The organism is Xanthomonas sp. WHRI 7065 (assembly GCF_040203115.2).
GTDB lineage: Bacteria > Pseudomonadota > Gammaproteobacteria > Xanthomonadales > Xanthomonadaceae > Xanthomonas > Xanthomonas arboricola.
On record NZ_CP168194.1, the window covers coordinates 931,793 to 955,728 of the forward strand.

Here is a 23,936-nt window from a genome sequence, read left to right on the forward strand (position 1 = left end):
CGGGTGGCAGCCAGCAGCGCCGGCAATGCCGCAGGTGTGATGGACGCGCGCCATGCAGTGGCCGCGCGCGTGGCTGCGCCGCGTGCATCACGGAGCACGTCTGCGGTGCAGGCTGGCGGGCGCCGTCATGCGCAGGCGTGAGTTCCTTGCCGGCAGCGTCTGCGCCTCATCGCTGCTTGGCGTGCCGGCGCTGCTGCCGGGCGCGGCGGGCGCTTTAGCACCGCGCGTGGACCATGGCGGCAAGCCGCGTCCCGCGCCACCTCCAGCGGGCACCGATGACGCCGGCCAGTGGCTGGACCTGGACGAGGGCTGGCGCTTCCATGCCGGCGATCTGCCGCCGCCGCGCCTGCTGGCGCAGGACGAGACCTACGACAACGCCAAGGCCGGCCGCGCCTGGGGTGCGGCGGCACCGGACTTCGACGACACCGGCTGGCGACAGCTGCAACTGCCGCACGATTTTGTGGTGGAGCAGGCGGTGCGCGCCGACGCCAACATCGCGCAGGGCTATCGCCCGCGCGGGATTGCCTGGTACCGGCGCACGCTGCGGCTGGACGAATCCTTGCGCGGCCAGGCGGTAGAGTTGCGTCTGGACGGCATCGCCAGCCATGCCACCGTGTGGGTCAACGGCATGCTGATGGCGCGCAGCTGGAGCGGCTACAACGGGCTGGTCATCGATCTCACGCCGGTCGCGCGCTACGGCAATGCCGCGAACAGCATCGCCATCCGCGTCGATGCCGAGGCGATGGACGGCTGGTGGTACGAAGGCGGCGGCATCTACCGGCACACCTGGCTGGTGCTGCGTGCGCCCTTGCATATTGCCGGCGATGGCCTGGCGGCGGTGCCGCGCGAAGGCCCGGGCGATCTCTGGCAGCTGCCGGTGCAACTGGACCTGGTCAACAGCGGCGAACAGCCTGCCGAGGCGTGGGTGGATGTGGCGCTGCGCGACCCAAACGGTGCTGTCGTGGCGAGTGGCGAGACGCAACTGCGCGTGGCTGCATTCGGTACCGCGCAGGCGGCCATCAGCATGTCGGTGCAGCAGCCGCAGCGCTGGAGCGTGGACACGCCGGTGCTGTATCGCGTGCAGGCCAGCGTGCGTGGCGCAGACGGCCGCAGCGACCGTGTCGAGTGCGAGATCGGCTTTCGCAGCCTGCGCTTCGATGCCGACCACGGCTTCTTCCTCAATGGCCGCCCGCTCAAGATCAAGGGCGTATGCCTGCATCAGGACCATGCCGGCGTCGGTGTGGCGCTGCCCGATGCCTTGCACGCGTTTCGCCTGCAGCGCCTGAAATCGATGGGCTGCAATGCCATCCGCCTGCATCACGCGGTGGCGCCGGAACTGCTGCAGGCCTGCGACCGGCTCGGCATGCTGGTGATGGCCGAGAACAGGCTGTTCAATCCCGCACCCGAGTATGTGGCGCTGCTGCAGAACATGGTGCGGCGCCAGCGCAACCATCCCAGCGTGTTCCTGTGGTCGCTGCTCAACGAGGAGCCGCTGCAGGGCACCGCCACCGGTTACGCGATCATGGCGCGCGCCGCCAGCGCCGTGCGCGCGCTCGACGACAGCCGCCCGATCACCGCCGGCATGAACGACGGCATGTTCGCCACCCGTGGCGCGGCCGATGTGGTGGACGTGCTTGGCTTCAACTACCGCCAGTTCAACTACGACCGCGTGCATGCGGCGCGGCCGCGCACGCCGATGCTGTCCAGCGAGGACACCAGCGCGTTCCAGACCCGCGGCGCGTGGTTCACCGACCTGGACGCGCACGTGGTAGCCGAAGACGACAGCCTGGCCGCGGACTGGGGCAATACCCACCGCCGTGCCTGGCAGCTGATTGCCGAACGCCCGTTCGTCGCCGGCAGTTTCGTGTGGACCGGCTTCGATTATCGCGGTGAACCCACGCCGTTCGAATGGCCGTCAGTGGGCGCGTTCTTCGGCATCATGGATCAATGCGGATTTGCCAAGGGGGCGTACTGGTTGCGCCGTGCATTGTGGATCGACGACGCGCCGGTGCTGCACCTGTTGCCGCACTGGAACTGGCCGGGTCGCGAAGGCCGGCCGATCAAGGTGATGGCGTTCTGCAATGCCGCGCAGGTAGAGCTGTGGCTCAATGGCCGCTCGCTGGGCAAACAGGGGGTGGATCGCGCGCAGATGAATCAGTGGCAGGTGGGCTATGCGCCGGGCGTGCTCGAAGCGGTGGCCTGGCGCGACGGCCGCGAGGTGGCGCGTACGCGGGTGGAAACCACCGGCGCGCCTGTCGCGCTGCGGCTTACACCCGACCGCCCCCAGCTACGCGGCGATGGCCGCGATGCGCAGCCGGTGACATTGGAAGCGGTGGATGCGCAAGGTCGCCACGTGCCCGATTGCAATGCAATGCTGACGCTGCAGATCAGCGGCGGCCGCCTGCTGGGGGTCGGCAATGGCGACCCGAATGCGCACGCCGCCGATCAGGGCATGCAAGTGGCCCTGTTCAACGGGCTGGCGCAGGCGATCGTGCAGGCCGGGCGTGGCGCAGGCGTGTTGCGGCTGCAGGCGCGCAGCGCAGGCGTGCGCGATGCGGTGATCGAGATTGCGTGCGTGGCGGTGCCGCTGCCAGCCACGGTGCCGATCGTGGCGCCGGTGATGGTGGTCGAGAGCTGGCGCCACACCGCCGCCTTCGCGCAGCCGCCGGTACCGGATCTCTCGCGCCGCCCCAACGACAACAACAGCTGGAGCAACACGTTGCCCGGCACCCTGGAAACCGCGCCCGAACGCGCCGGCTACGTGTTGTACCGCACCCGGTTCACGCCGTGGCAAGGCGTGCAGGCCCACGGCGGCATGCTCGACCTGGGCCGCCTCAGCGGGCCGGCGCAGGTGTTTCTGGATGGCCGTGCAGTGACGCAGGCGGCGGCCGGTACGCCGATCAAGTTGGCGCTTGCACCCGCAGCCGGCGCGCGCACGCTGGCGGTGATCCTGCAGGTCGCTGCGGATCAACCGTTTGGATTCCACGACGTCGTCACCGTGCAGTATCGGAACTCGCCATGATTACCTCATCGTTTCTCCCGTCCGCGCCCGCGCGACTGTTCGCCGGCGCAGTGCTAGGCGCCTTGCTCGCCATTCCCCTCACCGTGCTGGCCGCACCGCCCGCACAGGCGGTGCTGCAACGCCTGATCGGCGCACGCGCCGCCCAGTTCGAGATGCGCGTGGCACCGCGCGGCGACGGCGCGGACTGGTATCGCATCGATGCTGGCGGCGACACGGTGCGCATTGCCGGCTCCTCGCAGGTGGCCTTGGCGCGTGGCGCCTACGCCTATCTGGGCCAGGCCGGTGCGGCCTCGATGAGCTGGGAAGGCGACCGCGTGGCGCTACCGGCGCAATGGCCGGCCTACAGCAGCGGCCAGGTGCGCACGCCGTTTGCCCATCGCGCCTATCTCAACACCTGCACCTACGGCTACACCACGCCGTTCTGGGACTGGCCGCGCTGGCAGCGCGAGATCGACTGGATGGCGCTGCACGGCATCGACATGCCGCTGGCGATGGAAGGGCAGGAGGCGATCTGGCAGGCGCTGTGGCGTGAGTTCGGCGTGGGCGATGACGCGCTGGCAGAGTATTTCTCCGGCCCCGCCTTCACCCCGTGGCAGCGCATGGGCAATATCGAAGGTTATCGTGCACCGTTGCCGCAGCAATGGATCGACAGCAAGCGCGTGCTGCAGACGCAGATCCTCACCCGCATGCGCGAGCTGGGCATGCAACCGGTGCTGCCGGCGTTTGCCGGCTACGTGCCCAAGGCATTCGCGCAGGCGCATCCCAACGCGCGCATCTACCGCATGCGCGCCTGGGAAGGCTTCCACGAAACCTACTGGCTGGATCCACGCGATCCGTTGTTCGCCCAGGTCGCGCGCCGGTTTCTGGAGCTGTACACGCAGGCCTACGGTGCAGGCGAGTTCTATCTGGCCGACGCCTTCAACGAGATGCTGCCGCCGGTGGCCGACGACGGCAGCGACGTGGCCGCCGCCAAGTACGGCGACAGCATCGCCAACTCCGATGCCGCACGTGCCAAGGCCGTACCGGCGGCGCAACGCGATGCACGCCTGGCCGAGTACGGGCAGGCCTTGTATCGCTCCATCGCGCAGGTCAATCCGCAGGCCACCTGGGTGATGCAGGGCTGGCTGTTCGGTGCCGACCGCGAGTTCTGGCAACCGCAGGCGATCGCTGCGTTTCTCGGTAAGGTGCCCGACGCGCGCTTGATGGTGCTGGACATCGGCAACGACCGCTATCCCGGCACCTGGAAGTCCTCGCAGGCCTTCGACAACAAGCAGTGGATCTATGGCTACGTGCACAACTACGGCGCCAGCAACCCGTTGTACGGCGACTTCGCGTTTTATCGACACGATCTGCAGGCCTTGCTGGCCGATCCGGACAAACGCAATCTGCGCGGCTTTGGCGTGTTTCCGGAAGGGCTGCACAGCAACTCGGTGGTTTACGACTATCTCTACGCGCTGGCCTGGGAGGGCCCGCAACAATCCTGGTCGCAATGGCTCAGCCAATACACCCGCGCGCGCTACGGCCGCAGCGATGCGGCATTGCTGCAGGCCTGGTCGGATCTGGAAGCGGGTATCTACCAGACCCGCTACTGGTCGCCGCGCTGGTGGAACAAGCGCGCCGGCGCGTATCTGCTGTTCAAGCGGCCGACCGCCGACATCATTGGCTTCGATGACCGCCCCGGCGACCCGCAACGCCTGCGCCGCGCCATCGACGCGTTGCTGCAGCAGGCCGACCGCTATGCCGACGCACCGCTGTACCGCTACGACCTGATCGAAGACGCGCGGCACTACCTGAGCCTGCATGCCGACCGTCAATTGCAGGCGGTGGTGCAGGCCTACGACGCCGGCGACCTCGCGCGCGGCGATGCGTTGCTGGCACGCACCACGCAACTGGTGCAGGGGCTGGATGCGTTGGTCGGCGGCCAGCACGAAACCCTGGCCGACTGGACCGGCCAGGCCGCCGCGGCCGCCGGCAACGATGCCGCACTGCGGCGTGCCTATGTCGGCAATGCGCGTGCGCAGGTCAGCATCTGGGGCGGCGACGGCAATCTGGCCGATTACGCGTCCAAGGCATGGCAGGGCATGTACGCGGATTTCTATCTGCAGCGCTGGACGCGCTTTCTCGGCGCATACCGCGCCGCACGCAAGGCGGGCACACCGTTCGACGCAGCGGCAGTCAACACGCAGCTTGCCGCGTGGGAGCGCCAATGGGCCGCGCAGGACGTGCCGCCGAAGCGACAGCCACCCCGCGACCTACTGACACTGCTACGCAGCTTGCTGGCGCAGGTGGACGCGCAAGAGGGCTTGCAACGCGCCATGCAACGCAATGCGCAAGGCAGCACGCGCGATGCGATGCAAGGCATTGCCCAAGGCGACGTGCACGGGATGGCGCACGGTGCCATTCGCAGCACCAGGCAAGGCACTGCCCAATGAGCAGATCCATATTCCACATCGCGGCCCTACATGAGCGCTTCCGTACCGAAGCAGCGACATTCGCCACGGGCAGCAGGTCTGCGCGCCGCCTCCACCTGCAGTCGCTGGGCAAGGAACTGCAATGAGCGCACAAACACTCCCTGCTGCGGCTGGCACTGCAACCGCAGCACCCAGGCGCGAACGCTTCCTGTCGCTGGACGTGTTCCGCGGCCTGACCATCTTCCTGATGATCCTGGTCAACACCGCCGGGCCCGGCGCGCAGCCATATGCGCAGCTGACCCACGCGGCCTGGTTCGGCTTCACGCTTGCCGATCTGGTGTTTCCCTCGTTCCTGTTCGCTGTCGGCAGCGCGATGAGTTTTGCGCTGGCCAGCGGCACGCCGCACCGGCAGTTCCTCGCCCGCGTGGGCAAGCGCGCCGCGCTGATCGTGATGTGCGGCGTGCTGATGTACTGGTTTCCGTTCTTCCACCCGCAGCCCGATGGTGGATGGGCGTTCACTGCAGTCGATCAACTCCGCCTGACCGGCGTGCTGCAGCGGATCGGCCTGTGCTATCTGCTCGCAGCGTTGCTGGTGCGCTATCTGCCGCCACGCGCTATCGCGCCGGTTTGCGTCGCGCTGCTGCTGGGCTACTGGGCATTGCTGTACGTCTTTGGCCAGCCCGGTGCGGAGCTGAGCAAGACCGGCAACGCCGGCACCCGGCTGGACCTGTGGCTGTACGGGCGCGCGCACCTGTATCGCAAGGATGGCGGCTTCGACCCCGAGGGCCTGCTTGGCACGCTGTCGGCCACGGTCAACGTGCTGGCCGGCTATCTGAGCGGGCGCTTCCTGCAGCGGCACGGCAAGACCGGTGCCGCCACGCGCAGCCTGTTGCTGGCGGGCGCGGGGCTGGTGCTGCTGGCACTGCTCTGGCACCCGGCCTGGCCGCTGTCGAAGAAGCTCTGGAGCGGGTCGTTCGTCGCCTGCACGGTAGGCCTGGATCTGCTGGCGCTGGGCGCACTGGTCTACCTGCTGGAGTTGCGCGGCTGGAGCAGCGGCAGCGGCTTCTTTACCGTGCTGGGGCGCAACCCGCTGGCGATCTACCTGTTCTCCGAATTGTTCGTGGTGGTGCTGCGGTTGCTCCCGGCCGGCAGCTCCGGGCTGGACCTGTACGCCTGGGCCGGCATCCGCGTGTTCCAGACCATTGCGCCGGGCCCGCTCGGCTCGCTGCTGTGCGCGCTGAGCTACACGCTGCTGTGTTGGTGCGTGGGCTGGTGGATGGATCGGCGGCGTTGGTATCTGCGGCTGTGATTGCCCGACCCGGCAACGGGTGACGCAGCCCGGCACCGGCCTGCTGATCGGCATGCATCCCGCCCACGACTGACGCGGCGAAAGCCTGCGTCAGCCAGGGCCTATCACCGCTCCCAATAATCCACAGCCGCTAATGCGCGCTGAGCAAATTGGTACTATATTGGACCTAACGAATCCAAGTCGGTCCGGAGGACAGGCAATGGCCAAACCGAAAACCGAAGCCAGAACGGACACCGACCCCCGGATGGACGCGCTGACGCTGGACGCCTCCGCGCCGACGCCGCTGTATCTGCAACTGGCGAGCAAGCTGGACGAGCAGATCCGCGGCGCGCAGTGGAAGGCTGGCGAGGCGCTGCCGGCCGAGCGCCAGCTGTGCGAGCGGCTACAGATCTCGCGGGTGACCCTGCGCCAGGCCGTGGACGTGCTGGTCGAACAGGGTCTGGTCTCGCGCCGGCAGGGCGCCGGCACCTTTGTCACCACGCAGATCCAGCACCAGCTCAGCGGCCTGACCAGTTTCAGCGAGACGCTGCGCATCAAGGGCTACGAGCCCGGCACGCGCTGGCTGGAGCGGCGGCTGCGTCCGGCGCATGGCGAAGAGATCCTGCGGCTGGGCCTGTCGCCGGATGCGGCGGTGGCCTCGCTGACCCGCCTGCGCAGCGCCGACGACCGGGTCATGGCCTACGAGCATGCGGTGTTGCCGCAGCGCATCGTCGCCGACCCGCAGCAGATCGGCGATTCGCTCTACAGCTACCTGGACGCGCAGGGCACCCCGGTGGTGCGCGCGCTGCAGTACTTCCGCGCGATCAATCTGCCCGCGCGGCTGGCCGAACACCTGCGCATGAAGACCGGCGAGGCGATCCTGCATGTGGTGCGCGTGGGCTATGCGCGCGACGGCAGCGCGATCGAATTGACCGACACCTATTGCCACAACGATTTCTACGATTTCGTCGCCGAACTGCGTCGCTGATCCAGCGCGGCGCCCCCCAACCGACAACTCAAGAGCCAGCCGATCCATGACTACCGCCAGGCCCGCAAATCCCGTTGTCTCGATCGCCATCGTCGGCGTGCTGTTCTTCATCATCGGCTTCTTCACCTGGATCAACGGGCCGCTGATCACCTTCGTGCGGCTGGCGTTCGACCTCAACGAGGTCAATGCCTTCCTGGTGCTGATGGTGTTCTACCTGTCGTACTTCTTCCTGGCGCTGCCGGCGTCGTGGATCCTCAAGCGCACCGGCATGAAGAAGGGGCTGGCGCTGAGCCTGGTGGTGATGGCGGTGGGCGCGGCCGGCTTCGGTCAGTTCGCCACCCAGCGCTGGTATCCGGGTGCCTTGGGCGGCCTGTTCGTGATCGGCAGCGGCCTGGCGCTGCTGCAGACCGCAATCAACCCGTACATCAGCATCCTCGGGCCGATCGAGAGCGCGGCGCGGCGGATCGCGCTGATGGGCATCTGCAACAAGATCGCCGGCATCCTGGCGCCGATCCTGATCGGCTCGCTGGTGTTGCACGGCATCGGCGATCTGTCCGCGCAGGTGGCCAGCGCCGATGCGGCGACCAAGCAGCAGTTGCTCACGGCCTTCGCCGCCAAGATCCACGCACCATATCTGGTGATGTCCGGCGTGCTGCTGTTGCTGGCGATCGGTGTGCTGTTCTCGCCGCTGCCGGAGCTGCGGGCCTCCGAGGCCAATGCCACGCCCGGCAGCGCGGTTGGCGTGCAGAAGTCCAGCATCTTCCAGTTCCCGCACCTGTGGCTGGGCGTGTTGTGCCTGTTCGTCTACGTGGGCGTGGAAGTGATGGCCGGCGATGCGATCGGCACCTACGGCCACGGCTTCAATCTGCCGCTGGACAGCACCAAGATCTTCACCTCCTACACGCTGGGCGCGATGCTGGTTGGCTACATCGTCGGCCTGGCGTTGATTCCAGGTGTGATCTCGCAGGCGCGCTACCTGAGCGTGTCGGCGCTGCTGGGCGTGCTGTTCTCGCTGGGCGCGCTGCTGACCCACGGCTATGTGTCGGTGGGCTTCGTGGCCGCGCTCGGTTTTGCCAACGCGATGATGTGGCCGGCGATCTTTCCGCTGGCCATTCGCGGGCTCGGCCGCTTCACCGAAATCGGGTCGGCCTTGCTGGTCATGGGCATTGCCGGCGGCGCGATCATTCCGCAGCTGTTCGCCATTCTCAAACAGCACTACGACTTCCAGGTCGTGTTCGCTGCGCTGATGGTGCCGTGCTATCTCTACATCCTGTTCTATTCGCTGCGCGGTTACCGTGTGGGCCTGCCGGCCCAGGCCAAGTGAACCAGGCAGCATGATGCGTTCCGACGAACAAGGCACACCCATGCGCAGGCCCACCATCAAAGATGTCGCCGAGCGCGCCAAGGTCTCGTTGAAGACCGTGTCGCGCGTGATCAACAACGAACCGTCGGTGATGCAGGCCACGCGCGCGCGCGTGCTGCGCGCCATCGCCGATCTCGACTACGAACCGGATCCGTCCGCGCGCAACCTGCGCAGCGGCACGCCGTTCGTGATCGGCCTGGTCTACGACAATCCCAACCCGTATCACATCATCGGCATCCAGAACGGCGTGCTGGCCGCCTGCCGCGAAACCGGCTTCGGCCTGCAGATCCATCCCTGCGATTCCACCTCGCCATTGCTGGCCGAAGAACTGGCCGAATGGGTGCAGCGCTCACGGCTGGCCGGCGTGGTGCTGACCGCACCGATGTCCGAGCGCCCCGAGCTGATGGCCGGCCTGGCTGCGCGCGGCATCAAGAGCGTGCGCATCATCGCCGCCACCGACGATCCGGGCGACGGCCCCTGCGTCTATATCGACGACCGCGCTGCCGCCTACGAGATCACCGAGCATCTGGTCCAGCTGGGCCATCAGCGCATCGGGTTCCTGTGGGGTGGCCCGCAGCACCGCTCCAGCGGCGAGCGTTACGCCGGTTACGAGGCGGCGTTGAAGGACTACGGCATCACCCTGGACAAGCACCTGGTGATTCCCGGCGATTACACCTTCGACGACGGCTTCCGTGGCGCGCGCCGGCTGCTGTCGTTGCGCGAGCCGCCCACCGCCATCTTCGGCAGCAACGATGAAATCGCCGCGGGCGTGCTGGCCGCAGCCAAGTCCACCGGCATGAACGTGCCGTATCAATTGTCGATCGCCGGCTTCGAGGACAGCCCGTTCTCGCGTCAGTCCTGGCCGGCGCTGACCACCGCCAAGCAGGCCACCGACGACATCGCGCGGCATGCCGCACGCCTGTTGATCAGCCAGCTGCGCAGCGATGCCTACGACGACCAGCCCGCGCAATTGCAGAACCGCGGCTTCGTGCCGCAGCTGGTGGTGCGCGGTTCCACTGCACCGGCGCAGACGCCGTCCGCCAAATCCCTTCCTCCCGAATCCGCCTGAGCACGATGAGCCTTCCCACCGAAACTGAGACCTTGATGTTCCGCGAGGCGGCGCAGACCGCCGATGTGGTCGCCGCACAGTTCGCCCGTAATGCCGACACCATCGCCGCCCTCGCGCAGTCGCTGCGCGACACGCCGCCGCCGTTCGTGGTGACCTGCGCACGCGGCAGTTCCGATCACGCTGCGACCTACGCCAAGTATCTGTTCGAAACACAACTGGGCATCGTGACCGCCTCTGCATCGCCGTCGGTGGGCTCGGTCTACGCATCGCCGCTGCAGTTGCGCGGCGCGCTGTACATCGTGATTTCGCAATCGGGCAAGAGCCCGGACCTGCTGCGCAATGCCGAGGCCGCCAAGGCGGCCGGCGCGCGCGTGGTCGCGCTGGTCAACGTCGAGGATTCGCCGCTGGCGCAGCTGGCCGAGGTGGTGATCCCGCTGGGCGCAGGCCCGGAAAAAAGCGTTGCCGCTACCAAGAGTTATCTCGCCTCGCTGGCTGCGCTGCTGCACCTGGGCGCAGTGTGGAAGAACGACCCGGCCCTGCTCGCGGCGGTGGAAGCACTGCCGCAGCAGTTGCGCGCCGCTTGGCAGGCCGACTGGTCCGCGCTCACTGCCGGCCTGGTGCCGGCACACAACCTGTTCGTGCTCGGTCGCGGCCTGGGCCTGGGCGCGGCGCAGGAAGCGGCGCTGAAGTTCAAGGAAACCTGCGGCCTGCATGCCGAGGCGTACAGCTCGGCCGAGGTCAAACACGGCCCGATGGCGCTGGTGGGGCCGGGCTTCCCGGTGCTGGTGTTCGCCCAGCCCGACGAAACCGGCGCCGGCACGCGTGCGCTCGCCGCCGAATTCCGCGCGCGTGGCGCGCAGGTGTGGCTGGCCGCCCCCGACGGCGACCTGCCGCTCGTGGATGCGGCGCACCCGGCCAGCGCGCCGCTGCTGACCGTGCAGAGCTTCTACCGCGCGATCAACGCGCTGGCCCTGCAACGTGGCAACAATCCCGATCTGCCGCCGCACTTGAACAAGGTCACGGAAACCGTTTGAACATGGATGCTTCCCCGATTCAAGCGTTGTGCAATGCACGCGTGCTCACCGACGATGGCTTGCAGGATGGGCTGGTGGTGCTGCTGGCCGGCACGCAGATCCAGGCGGTGGTGGCGGCTGACGATACGCGCGTTGCGCAGGCGCATACGCGCGTGGATCTGGGTGGCGCCACCTTGCTGCCCGGCTTCATCGACATCCAGGTCAACGGCGGCGGTGGCGTGTTGTTCAACAATGCGCGCGATCCGCAGGCGCTGGCCACGATCGCGGCGGCGCATCGCCGCTACGGCACCACCGGCATGCTGCCGACGCTGATCAGCGACACCGCCGAGGTGATGGCCGAGGCGATCGACGCTACGCGCCAGGCCATCGCGCAAGGCGTGCCCGGCGTGCTCGGTATCCATCTGGAAGGCCCGTACCTGAGCCCGGCCCGCAAGGGCACGCACGACGCGCACAAGTTCCGCCTGCCCGACGCGCACGAGATTGCCGTCGATACCTCGTTGGACAACGGCGTCACCCTGATCACGCTCGCACCCGAGCGCGTGCCGCTGGACGACATCCGCGCCTTCGTCGCCGGCGGCGCGATCGTGTTTGCCGGCCACACCGCAGCCAGCTACGAGCAGGCGCGCGACGGCATTGCCGCCGGCGTCAGCGGTTTCACCCATCTGTACAACGCGATGTCGCAACTGGCCGGGCGCGAGCCCAGCGCGGTCGGCGCCGCATTGGAAGACCCTGATGTGTGGTGCGGCATCATCGTCGATGGCGTTCACGTGCACCCGGCCAGCCTGCGCGTGGCGCTGGCCGCCAAACCGCGCGGCAAGCTGTTGCTGGTCACCGACGCCATGCCGATGGTCGGTGCCGACAGCCCCAGTTTCGACCTGTACGGCGAAACCATCACCGCGGTGGACGGCGTGGTACGCAATGCCGACGGCGCACTGGCCGGCTCGGCGCTGGACATGGCCACGGCCGTGCGCAACAGCGTGCAGTGGCTGGGCGTGGATCTGGCCGAAGCCGCGCGCATGGCGTCCACTTATCCGGCGCAATGCATCGGCCTGGGCCAGCGCCTGGGCCGCATTGCACCCGGCTACCAGGCCGATCTGGTGCTGGTGGATGCCGATGTACAGGTACTTGCCACCTGGGTGGCCGGGCAGCGCGAGTAAGGCCGCGCGCCGCCGCACGAACCCGTTCGTGCGGCGCGATGCGCTTGAAGCCTTGTTTGCGGTCGTGTCTGCGGTGAACCGCCATCGTCGGTACGCTGCAGCATGATCGTGCGTGCGTGCGTGCGTGCGTGCGCGAGTGCAGGGCGTGCTTTCGCCAAGCTCCGGAAAGGCATCAGTGTCGAACGCTGGAGCAGCCAAGCAGAACCCGGGCGCTTCCGACGTCACGCAACACGTAGTGCAACCGACGCGCTTTCCGTTGCAGTAGACGCTCGACGATGACTGCAGCCGCATGCGCTTGCCGCACGTCAGCACTGCAATCGCAGTGGTTCGGCAAGGCGCCGCATACACCATCCACCACAACGAAGCCTGCAACACACTCTGCATCGCAACATCCGGCTGCGCAGCCTTGTGGCATCAGGTCGCTACGCGCAGTGGTCTGCATCGTCGATGCACATGAGTGCGAACGCGATCACGCTGTCATTCCAATATCTGCGTCGTCGGTGCGGTTTCAGGCATGAAACTGGGCTTTTGTGGCAGCGAGTTGACAGCCCCGGCCGCGAAAGGCACCTTCGCTGATAACGTTGTCAGCGAGCAGGAGCCACTTCTGAAATCTTGAAAGCGTTGTCGTCCGGCCGCTGGTCGGACCGGCGCTGACCCGCATGCCGCTACGGCGATGCGGGACGCTGCTCGCATCCGGCACAGGGGACGGAGTGCGGGCATGTCACGCGCATCGCGCGTTGTCGTGCAACCACATGGTTGCCACCTGACATCCGTCAAGAGGTCTACGCAATGCCGTCTTCCCGTGTGTTCGAGTTGTCCCGTCACCTGTTCTGTCATGCGCATCCGCTGCGTCGCACCCCATTGAGTACTGCAGTCCGCGGCCTGTTGATCGGTGGCGCTGCCCTGGCAGGTCTTGCCGCGTTGCCTGCAGGTGCGCAGGAGCAGGCTGCAGCCCCGCAGGAACAGGCGCCCGCGCAAACCAATCCCTCGGTGTCCACGCTGGACGAGGTCAAGGTCGTCGGCTATCAGGCCAGCCTCGGCAAGGCACTCAACGTCAAGCGCAATGCCGATGCGATCGTCGATGCGATCAGCGCCGAAGACATCGGCAAATTCCCCGACACCAACGTCGCCGAGTCGCTGTCGCGCCTGTCCGGCATCACCGTGGATCGCCAGTTCGGCGAAGGCGAGAAGGTCAGCATCCTCGGCACCGATCCGGCACTCAATCGCGTGCTGCTCAACGGCCAGACCATCGCCTCCACCAGTTGGGGCGGCGATCCCAACGACCCGGATAGCCGCTCGTTCAACTACAGCACGCTGGCGCCGGAAGTGGTCGGCCTGATGGAGGTCTACAAGACACCGGAGGCACGCATCGACGAGGGCTCGATCGGCGGCACCGTGATCGTGCACACGCGCAAGCCGTTGGATCTTGAGCGCAACACGCTGACCGGCACGGTGAGCTACGGCTATAACGATCGTTCCGAGGAGGGCAAGCCGAATGCCTCGGCGCTGTACAGCTGGAAGAACCAGGATGAAACGCTCGGTGTGCTTACCTCGGTGATGCATTCGCAGCGCGTGTTGCGCCGCGATGGCGTGGAGATCTTCGGCTACGACAATGTGCAAGGCGCAGGGTTCCCGGCGTCTGTGGTCGGCAACAACACCGGCGTGTTTCCGACCTCGATCAACACCGCGTTGTTCCAGCAGACGCGCAAGCGCGATGGCGTCAGCGCGGCGCTGCAGTGGAAGCCGGATGCCGATTTCGAGCTCAACCTGACCGGTTTGTACGTCAAGGAGAGTTTCGACAACTACAACCAGAGCCGCTATGGCTACTGGGGTTCCACCCCCGGCGATGCGCAGGCGCTGGGCTTCGAGAATGGCGTGGCGACCTCGGGTACGTTCGGCGACCAGTCCAACACCTACCTGGACGGCTACCTGCGCAACAGCGAGGTCAGCACCGGCAGCATCCATCTACGCGCCGACTGGCATGGCGATGGCTGGAATGCGTCCAGCCAGGTGGGCTACACCAGTTCGCAGGGCGGCGCCGAGCGCATCTACGGCATCCAGTTCCGCAACCTCGCCGGTTACAGCTACAACATCGACGGGCGCCGCACCGCGATGGACTACAGCACCGACCCCACCAACGCGGCGGCGATGCAGCTCAACAATGCCTCGGCCAGCCACAGCCCGCAATACGACAAGGAACGCTACCTGCAGCTGGACTTCGACCATGCGGTGGAGTGGGGGCCGTTCACCCAGATCCTGACCGGCATCAAGCTCACCAATCACGCCACCGGGCAGTCCTCCTACAGCCGCACCTGGACCCCGAACGACGGCAGCACGCTGGCCGCGTTCTCGCCGGGCACCACGCCATCGGGCTATCTGGACGGCTTGTCGACCAGCGCCGACATGCAGCGCTGGTCGACCATCAACAGCGGCTCCATCAGCCAGTACATCGGTGGCCTGGAAGGCGATGACGGCTTGCCGATCAGCTACGCCGGCAACTACAGCATCGAAGAACAGAACCGCGCCTGGTTCCTGCAGGGCAATTTTTCCGGCGAGCGCTATCGCGGCAACGTTGGCGTGCGTTACGTGCACACCCGCGATTCCACCGATGGTTTCAGCTATGCGCCCGGTGGCGGCTATACGCCGGTCAACTTCCTCAACAGCTACGGCAAGTGGTTGCCGTCCTTCAACATCGCCTACGACCTGCGCGACGATCTGATGCTGCGCTTTGCTGCCTCCAAGGTGATCGCACGGCCGCGCTACACCAACATGACCCCGTACGTGGCCACCGACGACACCACGCTCACTGCGTCCACGGGCAATCCTGGATTGAGTCCGTACGAGTCCACCAACCTGGGCGCATCGCTGGAGTGGTACTTCTCCGACAGCAGCCTGCTCAGCGGCGAGTTCTTCTCGCGCGATATCTCCAACTACATCCTGACCACCGTGGAAGACCGGGTGTTCTTCAACAACGCCACCGGCGGCTCGAGCACCTATCAGACCTCCGTGCCGACCAACGCTGGCGATGCCAAGGTGCGCGGCGTTGCGCTCAACCTGCAGCACAACTTCGGCAACGGGTTCGGCGTGGTGGCCAACTACACCTATTCCGATTCCAAGACCGACGGCGATTACAGCCTGCCGTACAACTCGCGCAACGCCTACAACATCAGCCCGTACTACGAGCAGGGCAAATGGAGCGCGCGGGTGAATCTGGGCTGGCGCTCGGAATACTTCACCCAGATCGGCCGCCTCAACGGCCAGCAGATGACCGATGCATTCACCCAGGTCGATGCCTCGTTCGGCTACCAGGCCACCGAGCGCCTGCGCGTGGCGCTGGAAGCCACCAATCTGCTGGATGAAACCTACTTCAGCTATATCGGCAACAAGAACCAGCCGTACTACATCTACAAGAACGGCCGCTCCTTCATGCTGAGCCTGAATTTCAAGCTGTGACGTCGGCCGGGCGGCTGCTCTCGGGCAGCCGCCTTATTGCAATGACGGCGACTCGCGGTTGCAATTTCGACCCGGGGATCTTTCGCTAGTCCGGATCTGAGCGGCAACGCTTTGCTTGGCGCGATTACATCCCCGTTGCGTTTAGACAACGGTATGCGCGATGCATCGGCTATGTGCCGGGCTTTCTTGCGGCCGCAATCGCCGCAATCCGCGCCTTCGCCAATGCCTCGCCGATCTGCGGGCCTTGCAGGCCTTCTGCAGCCAGGTCGCGCGCATTGATGGCCAGCGCAGCGGCATGCAGGCGTTTGAGTTGTTCGCCCTGTGGGTACGCGGCGTCTTCGCTGCCCAGCCGGCCACGCTTGTCGGCTTCGCAGACCAGCGCGAGTTGCGCGATGCGCTCGGGGCGGCGGAACGCGTCGCAGCGCACCAGCAGCTCGTGCACGGTGCGGTCGCGCAGTTCGGCCAGGCGATGCACGTTCAAGTGTTCGCGGCAGGCGGTGATGGCGAGCTGGCGATAATCCTGTGGCACCTTGAGTCGCTCGCACAATGTCTGCAGTGGGGCGACGCCGCGCTGTTCGTGCATGATGTGGCGCGGCCATTCTTCCGCTGGTGTGAGTGCCTTGCCCAGGTCGTGGGTCAATGCGGCAAAGCCCACCAGCGCGTCGCCGGGCGCCAGTCGCGCGGCCATGTCGCTGACCATTTCCTGGTGAATGCCGGTATCCACCTCGGGATGAAACTCGGCACGTTGCGGCACGCCATACAGTGCATCGATCTCGGGCAGGATGACGCGCAGCGCATCGGTATCGTGCAGCGTGCGCAGGAATGCCGACGGCTGCGCACTCTCCAGCACGCGGCGCAATTCCTGCCACACACGTTCGGGCACCAGGCTGTCCAGCTCGCCGCTGGCGGCCATCTCGCGCATCAGTGCTGCGGTCTCGGGCGCGACAGTGAAACCAAGCGGTGCCAGGCGTGCCATGAAGCGGGCAGCGCGCAATACGCGCACGGGATCTTCGACAAAGGCCGGCCCCACGTGCCGCAGCACGCGCGCCTGCAGATCGCGCGCGCCGCCATACGGATCGAACAACTCGCCAGTGTCCTCATCGCGTGCGATTGCGTTGATGGTGAAGTCGCGGCGCAGCAGATCCTCTTCCAGCGTCACCGAAGGATCGGCATCCACCACGAAGCCGCGATAGCCGCGCCCGGACTTGCGCTCGGTACGCGCCAACGCATATTCCTCACTGCTGCGCGGATGCAGGAACACCGGGAAATCCTTCCCCACCGGTTTGAAGCCCAGGCGTTCCATCTGCGCCTGATCGGCACCGACCACCACCCAGTCGCGGTCGCCAGCGGGCTGGCCAAGCAGGGCATCGCGGACTGCGCCGCCAACAAGATAGATCTTCATCGCGACATGATGCCCGATGCGGTGCGTGCGTCGTAGAGCGACTGATCCACGGCTTGGCTGCAGGGCCTTTGCCGCCCACCATCGCGGACATGTCGCAAGGCAGTACGGCTTTGCGGATAGATCAGCTGTAGAGCGGGGTGATGTGTGGTTTTGCTGCAGGGCCCTTGCCCGCCCACCCTCGCAGGACACGCCGCAAGTACGTCCATGTAGGCTCTTACGCGGCATCCATGCCGCGTAAGGTCCCGCGACGGTGGGCGGGCAAGGACCAGTCGAGATGGTCGGTGTGCACAGCTAAGCGCAATGCTTGATGCGCGTTGTTTGATGCCGATGCGCCGGTTCAATGCGCGATGCACGTCGAGCGGCAACCAGTCGGGATGTCTGGTACGTATGGGCAAGAGCAGTGCGTGATATGCATTTTGGATAGTGATGTACTTGCCCGGCCCAACGGCCAACGTCCAATGCACGTCGTGCAACAAGCTGCTTTCACGTGACTACCGACCAACTTTCTGGTGCGGTGCCCTTGCCGGTTGCGGGACCGTGTGGCGGCATGGATGCCGCCACCGAGCCTCCACGGACGGATTCACGGCGTGTCTCGCAAGCGGTGAGGGCACCGCGCCCTCGACGACCCGAGCCTTCGATGCACCGAAACAGCGCAACGTCGAGAAAGCCTGGTTAGCCCCAGAGCCTCAGAGCCTCTGAGCCTCGGAGCCTCGGAGCCCTCGGAGCCCTCGGAGCTTCAGAGCTTCAGAGCTTCAGAGCTTCAGAGCTTCAGAGCTTCAGAGCTTGAGAGTCTGAAGCCTCAAAGCCCGAAGCTTAGGAGCGTACCGAAAGGCGAGTACCAGAGCGGCATCGCCTAGCTTGCGCCCCAGGCCAAGACAAACCCTGCAACCGCGCAAGCACGATCACCTCATCCAGCCGCCATGCTCGGCAGCTAACTTGGAGCTCAGTCCTGCGCCGCGTTATTGGTCGCCTGGCCTGGCGTGCACACCGGTTTCAGGCGCTTGTCCACCAGCTTGCCCATCAGGCGATCGCTCAGCGGCAGCATGTCGCCGTTGAGCCGCCAGTCGTAGATCACGCTGAAAGCCAGCACGCGCGCGACGTACTCACGGGTTTCCTTGTAGCTGATGGTCTCGATCCAGAAATCCGGCTCGAAGTTGGGCCGTTGCGATTGCCAGCGCCCGGTCGGCCCCGGGCCGGCGTTGTAGGCGGCGATGGTGAGGTAGGGCAGGCCGTAGGTATTGAGCAACTGGCGCAGGTAGGCGGTGCCGATGGCGATGTTGGTGTCCGGCTCGTACAGGCTGGTGGCGCCCGCATAACCGGGCAGGGCGATGCCCTTGGCCACGGCCGCGCCCGTGCCCGGCAATACCTGCATCAGGCCCATCGCGTTCGCAGGCGAGCGGGCGCGCGGATTGAAGATGCTTTCGGCACGGATCTCCGCTGCCACCCAGGCCGGGTCGATCGCGTTCTTGGCCGCTTCGCGGCGAATGCTGTCGTCGTGATGCAGCGGAAAGCGCAATGCATACAGGCGCTGTTCGTCCGGCTGCTTGCCGAGCGCGAACACTGCGCGATCGAACCAGCCATTCTCGCTGGCCACCTGCACCGCCAGCCGGCGCTGGGTGTCGTCGAAGCGGCTCGCCGCATCGTTCCACTCGGCCACGGCCCAACCGGGGCGGTCGATCTGGAACAAGGCAATGGCGCGGAGCAACGCCGGATCGCGCGCGACGGCGGCCTTGGCCTGCGGGGTGTCCTTGGGCTCCCACGGGCACAGCCGGTATGGCTGCTGCAGACGATCGGCGGCCAGGAAGCCGTGGAAGGTCGGCGATTGCGCGGCTGCGCGATACAGCGGCTGCGCGGCCGCGGCCGCGCCGGTCTTCTCGGCCAGGCGCGCCTCGAAATATTGCCAGCGCGAATCGCTGCGTTGGGTGGCGGGCATCTTGCGGATCGCCGCCAATGCCGCTGGCCAGTCGCCACGCGACATCGCCTCGCGCGCGCGCCATTCGTGCAGGCGCTCGTCGTACGAGGCATCGGGCACTGCATTGAGGCGACGCGCCGAATCCGGCAGGTACGACGCCACCGTCCACAGCGCGATCTGGTACAGCACCTGGCCGCGCTGCGCCTCGCTGAAGCCGAGCGCGCTGGCCAGCTGCGGCAGCTGCTGCTCGGCCGCATCCGGGTCGCTCTTGGCCAGCTTGGCCAGGCCATCGACCGCGATGCGTCGGCTGCGCTCGGTCCTGGGCCAGCTCGATGCACGCGGATGCACCTTGTCCAGAAACGCGGCGTAGTCGTTGGCCAGGGCCAGATCGGCTGCCGGCAGACCGCGTGCGGCCGTGCGCATTACCGCAGGCAGTTGTGCATCGGCGGCCGCCTCCACGCGCTCCCAGCGCAGCGCCGGAGTGAGCTCGCCGCGCGACTCCAGCCCGGCGACCACCGGATCGCAGGCATCGGGCAGGCCCTTGCCGGTGCGCCATAACGTCAACGCATCGCGGCTCCACTGCGCATCCAGCTTGCCGGTTGCCTGTCGCGCGGTCAGCTGCGCACAGCGCAGGCCGACGTTGTCGGTGGGTTTCCAGTTGGTCAGCAACGTGGTCCAGTCCTGACGACGCGCCACTGCCGGCAACCAGGTGCTGCGGAAGCTGTCGGCCACCGGCTGGCCTGCATAACGCTGCAAAAAGCCCTGCGCCTGCGTGTTGGAGACGTTGTCGATGTTGCGTTTGAGCGTGGCAAATTCCAGCCAGCCATAGAGCGGGTGACGGCTCAGGGCACCGAGCTGACCGGCATCGGACTGGCCGCGCTCTGCGGCGGCGATGGCATCGCGCATGGCGGTCAGTTGCGGGTCGAGGCTTTGGGCATGCAGCGTGGTGCTGCCAAGGCACAGCAGGCCGACGAAAACAGTGGCAAGATGGGGGGCATAAGTCATTGCGCGATGATACCGAAGCGCGCCTGCGCGCCTGAGTGAATACGCACAAGATCGATGCCCGCCAGCGCTGTCGGCAGCGACATGCGCCGCTAGGCGCAGATGCGTCCCGTTGGCGCGCGGTCTTGGTCTGCGGCCCGGCGCGCAATGCAAAGCGTCTCTCACTGCCTGCATGGTTGGCTTGCGGGGCGTTAAGGTTTCGTTTAAAAGTTGGGACGGACCGCAGGGCACGGGGGCGTGCGGACACTTAGCAAGTCCTTCCGGAGAGAGAAAGGATGAAGCGTCTGATTGGCTCCCCGCGGTCATGCCTGGCCGTGCAGTTGTCGTTGTGTCTGGTTCCCACACTCGCCTGGGCGCAACAGCCCGAGGCCACCCCGAGTACGCGCACGCTCGACAGCGTGCAGGTCACCGGCACCCGCATCAAGACCGCAGAATTGCAGGGCCAGGTGCCGATCCAGACGCTCAACCGCGCCGACATCGAACGCACCGGCCTGACCTCGATCGGCGAGGTGCTGCAGGAACTCACCGCATCGGGTTCGGCGCTCAACGCCAAGTTCAACTCGTCGGGCAACTTCGGCTTCCCGCCCGATGGCGGCGGCGTGGGCGCCGGCTCGGCGCAGGTGGATCTGCGCCATCTCGGCTCCAAGCGCGTGCTGGTGCTTGTCGATGGCATCCGCTGGGTCAACGAGTCCTCGGCCTCCGGCGTGGGCTCGTCGACCGATCTGAACACCATTCCGTTGGCGATCGTGGAGCGCATCGAGGTGCTCGAAGACGGCGCCTCGTCGCTGTACGGCTCGGATGCGATCGCCGGCGTGGTCAACATCATCACCCGGCGCAGCTTCGACGGTGCGCAGGTCACGCTCAACTACGGGCAGTACGGCAAGGGCGACGGCGCCAACCAGGGCATGGACCTGGCCTGGGGCACCAGCGGCGAGGATTTCAGCCTGTTTCTGGGCGCCAGCTACGTCAAGCAGGATCCGATCTACGCACGTGACCGCGCGCAGGCCCGCTTCCCGATCCCGGGCACCGGGTTGACCTTCGCCAGCTCGGCAACGCCCGATGGTCGCTTCCAGTTCGTCGACCCCAACACCGGCGTGCGCCAGAACCTCACGCCCAATGCCGGTGTCGGCACGCCACAATACGACGGCAGTGCGGGGTGTACACGCAGCGACGACTACCACTGCTTTGGTACTGCAGACCGCTACAACTTTGCAGAACAGAACCTGTTGCTGACACCGTCCGAGCGCAAGGGCGTGTTCGCGCAATTCCGCTATTACTTCAACGACGACGTGCAGTGGTACGTCAAGGCGCTGGGCAACCGGCGCGAGTCGACCAACCAGGCCGCGCCCGAGCCGATCTTTCTCGGCCCCGATGCCGGCACCGGCAATCCGCTGGCCGACAACATCGTGATTTCGGCGCTCAATCCGTTCAATCCCTTCGGCTTCGAGCTGAACTCGGCTACCAACTTGATCCAGATCGGTCGCCGCCCGGTGGAAGGTGGGGCGCGCCGTTTCGAGCAGCAGGTCGACACGCAATACTTCGGCACCGGTCTGGTGGGCACCTTCGAAGGTGCGGCGCGCACCTGGTTCTGGGACATCAACGGCATGTACAGCGAGAACAAGTCCGAACAGACCAACTACGGCAGCTACAACCTCTACAACATCAACCTTGGCCTGGGCGATCCGGCCGCGTGCGCGGCGGTGGCCGGCTGCGTGCCACTGGATATCTTCAGCGGCGCCGGCAGCATCACGCCGGAGATGTTGCGCTGGATCCAGCCGGTGGTGCGCGACCGCAGCCAGAACGAGTTGAGCCTGTTCACCGCCAATCTGAGCAGCGAGCTGTTCCAGCTGCCCGGTGGTGCAGTGTCGTTCGCCACCGGCTACGAATACCGCAAATACGAAGGGTCCTACCAACCCGATCCGCTCACCGTGGCGGGGCGCTACAACGGTGTGCCGTCGTTGCCGACGTCAGGCAGCTACGACGTCAACGAGGCCTATCTCGAACTCAATATCCCGATCTTCGCCAATTCGTCGTTGGGCGACAAACTCGACTTGAATATCGCCGGCCGTTATTCGGATTACTCCACTTTCGGTGGCGAGTTCACGCCAAAATACGGCTTGCGTTGGCAGGTCACCGATGAGCTGGTGCTGCGCACCAGTTATGCAGAGGGCTTCCGTGCGCCGACCATCGGCGAGCTGTTCGGTTCGGCCGCGCGCGCCGATTTGCAGTTGTCCGATCCATGCTCGATCGGGTTGGGCGGCACCGCGCCGCGCGGCAGCGCCGCGAACTGCGCATCGCTCGGCGTACCGGCTGGCTATCAACAGGCCAACCAGCAGATCTCGGTCACCACCGGCGGCAACGAGCAACTGGATCCGGAACGTTCGCGCAGCTTCAGTGCCGGCTTCGTGTTCAGTCCTGGCTTTGCCAGCAATGCCAGCTGGTCCGATCGCCTCGACCTGGAGATGACGTTCTATCGCCATCATGTCGATGGCGCGATTCAGGCGATCAATGCGCAAACCCAGCTGGATCTGTGCGTGGATACCCTGGACGCGCTGTATTGCAATGGCATCGGGCGCGCCTCGACCGGCGGCATCAATGCATTCAACAATCGGTTGACCAATCTGGGTTCGATCAAGACCGACGGTTGGGATGTGGACCTGTTCTGGACCTTGCCGGAGACGGCGCTTGGCCGTTTCAAATTGTCTTGGCAGAACACCTTCGTGGGCCGCTACGAGGCACTCGGTGCGGCAGGGCAGCGCCAGCCGCAGGGGCCGGGCATCGAAGTGGTGGACAGCGCGATCCCCGAATGGACCAGCAACGCGGTATTGGACTGGTCGCTGGGCAACTGGACCGCATCGTGGACGGCGCGCCACATCTCCAAACTCACCGAACAATGCGGCGATGCGGTGGAATTTGCGGTGTGTTCCGATCCGGCCACAGGTACCAATCGCCTGGATGCGATCACCTACCACGATGCACAGCTGGGTTATCGCGTCGATTGGCTCAAGGGGCTGCAGCTCACGGCTGGCTTGAACAACGTCTTCGACAAGGACCCGCCGCTCTGCCTGTCGTGCTCACTCAATGGCTACGACGCCTCCACCTACGACATCCCCGGTGGACGCTTCTGGTATGCGCGGGTCGACTTGAAGTTTTAGTCCATCAGGTCGGGTCGGTCGTAAAGCGGAGAGCGGCTGATCTGCGGCTTGGCTGCAAGGCCCTTGCCCGCCCACCCTCGCGGGACACGCCGCAAGTACGTCCCTGTAGGCTCTTACGCGGCATCCATGCCGCGTAAGGTCCCGCGACGGTGAGCGGGCAAGGACCATCGAAGATGGTTGGTGTGCATGGCTGCAAGCAATGCATGACGTGCGTTGTTCGGTAATGGCGCATCCGATCAGCTTCGCAACGCAACGAGGTCAGAACACGGTCTTCTAGCAAGCAACATGCAAATTTTCTGGTGCGGTGTCCTCGCCGATTGCGGGACCGTGTGGCGGCATGGATGCCGCCACCGAGCCTACAAGGACGTACTTGCGGCGTGTCCCGCGAGCGGTGAGGGCGCCGCGCACTCCACTAACCACGCTTTTGATCGCGTCTAAACGGCGCTACGACTCTAAATCTCGGTTGTCTTGAAGTGCTTGGAGAGTGCGGATAGATCAATTGCAGAGCGGTTGATCTGTGACTTCGCTGCAGGGCCCTTGCCCGCCCACCATCGCGGGACACGCCGCAAGTACGTCCGTGTAGGCTCTTACGCGGCATCCATGCCGCGTAAGGTCCCGCGACGGTGAGCAGGCAAGGGCCAGTTGAGTTGGTCGGTGTGCATGGCTGCGAGCAATGCATG

At 66.0% G+C, this 23,936-nt stretch carries 12 protein-coding genes; 10 read left to right on the plus strand and 2 right to left on the minus strand.

The features are described 5' to 3' along the window. The first annotated feature begins 127 nt into the window (after positions 1 to 127). The 9 genes from galA to ABQY64_RS04005 all read left to right on the plus strand — a co-directional run bounded on the left by galA (position 128) and on the right by ABQY64_RS04005 (position 15,785). The gene (galA, locus tag ABQY64_RS03965; RefSeq protein ID WP_349780746.1) at positions 128 to 3,022 is read left to right on the plus strand and encodes a beta-galactosidase GalA; all 2,895 of its coding nucleotides are present in this window, start codon (positions 128 to 130) and stop codon (positions 3,020 to 3,022) included. Then, positions 3,019 to 5,454, plus strand: coding sequence for an alpha-N-acetylglucosaminidase (locus tag ABQY64_RS03970; RefSeq protein ID WP_349780747.1), 2,436 nt, complete (start codon positions 3,019 to 3,021; stop codon positions 5,452 to 5,454). The genes galA and ABQY64_RS03970 overlap by 4 nt, the downstream gene beginning before the upstream one ends. A gap of 121 nt (positions 5,455 to 5,575) precedes the next feature. Further along, the gene (locus ABQY64_RS03975; protein WP_115510439.1) at positions 5,576 to 6,742 is read left to right on the plus strand and encodes an acyltransferase family protein; all 1,167 of its coding nucleotides are present in this window, start codon (positions 5,576 to 5,578) and stop codon (positions 6,740 to 6,742) included. Between the two features lie 244 nt (positions 6,743 to 6,986). Then, positions 6,987 to 7,709 (plus strand): GntR family transcriptional regulator, encoded by a 723-nt coding sequence (locus tag ABQY64_RS03980; protein WP_016900882.1) that lies wholly within the window; start codon positions 6,987 to 6,989, stop codon positions 7,707 to 7,709. Between the two features lie 46 nt (positions 7,710 to 7,755). Beyond that, entirely contained in the window at positions 7,756 to 9,033 is a 1,278-nt protein-coding gene (locus ABQY64_RS03985) for a sugar MFS transporter (RefSeq protein ID WP_039523493.1), read from the plus strand. A 40-nt stretch (positions 9,034 to 9,073) separates the two neighbouring features. Continuing rightward, positions 9,074 to 10,141 (plus strand): LacI family DNA-binding transcriptional regulator, encoded by a 1,068-nt coding sequence (locus ABQY64_RS03990; protein ID WP_024940298.1) that lies wholly within the window; start codon positions 9,074 to 9,076, stop codon positions 10,139 to 10,141. A gap of 5 nt (positions 10,142 to 10,146) precedes the next feature. After that, positions 10,147 to 11,175: an SIS domain-containing protein gene (locus tag ABQY64_RS03995; protein WP_228608594.1), complete on the plus strand. Its 1,029-nt coding sequence runs from the start codon at positions 10,147 to 10,149 to the stop codon at positions 11,173 to 11,175. Between the two features lie 2 nt (positions 11,176 to 11,177). Next, positions 11,178 to 12,332: an N-acetylglucosamine-6-phosphate deacetylase gene (nagA, locus tag ABQY64_RS04000; protein WP_065049580.1), complete on the plus strand. Its 1,155-nt coding sequence runs from the start codon at positions 11,178 to 11,180 to the stop codon at positions 12,330 to 12,332. Between the two features lie 789 nt (positions 12,333 to 13,121). Next, on the plus strand, positions 13,122 to 15,785 hold the full coding sequence (locus ABQY64_RS04005; protein ID WP_349780748.1) for a TonB-dependent receptor: 2,664 nt from the start codon (positions 13,122 to 13,124) through the stop codon (positions 15,783 to 15,785). 169 nt (positions 15,786 to 15,954) lie between these two features. Here the strand turns inward: ABQY64_RS04005 and ABQY64_RS04010 are convergent, their stop codons facing one another. Together ABQY64_RS04010 and ABQY64_RS04015 are read right to left on the minus strand one after the other, a co-directional pair. Further along, a complete protein-coding gene (locus ABQY64_RS04010; RefSeq protein WP_349780749.1) occupies positions 15,955 to 17,187 on the minus strand; it encodes a multifunctional CCA addition/repair protein in 1,233 nt (410 codons plus the stop codon). A gap of 943 nt (positions 17,188 to 18,130) precedes the next feature. After that, positions 18,131 to 20,104, minus strand: a complete 1,974-nt coding sequence (locus tag ABQY64_RS04015) for a transglycosylase SLT domain-containing protein (protein ID WP_349780750.1) — start codon at positions 20,102 to 20,104, stop codon at positions 18,131 to 18,133. 272 nt (positions 20,105 to 20,376) lie between these two features. Here ABQY64_RS04015 and ABQY64_RS04020 point away from each other — a divergent pair, with 272 nt between their 5' ends. Next, on the plus strand, positions 20,377 to 23,256 hold the full coding sequence (locus tag ABQY64_RS04020; RefSeq protein ID WP_104624447.1) for a TonB-dependent receptor: 2,880 nt from the start codon (positions 20,377 to 20,379) through the stop codon (positions 23,254 to 23,256). Positions 23,257 to 23,936: the final 680 nt, after the last annotated feature.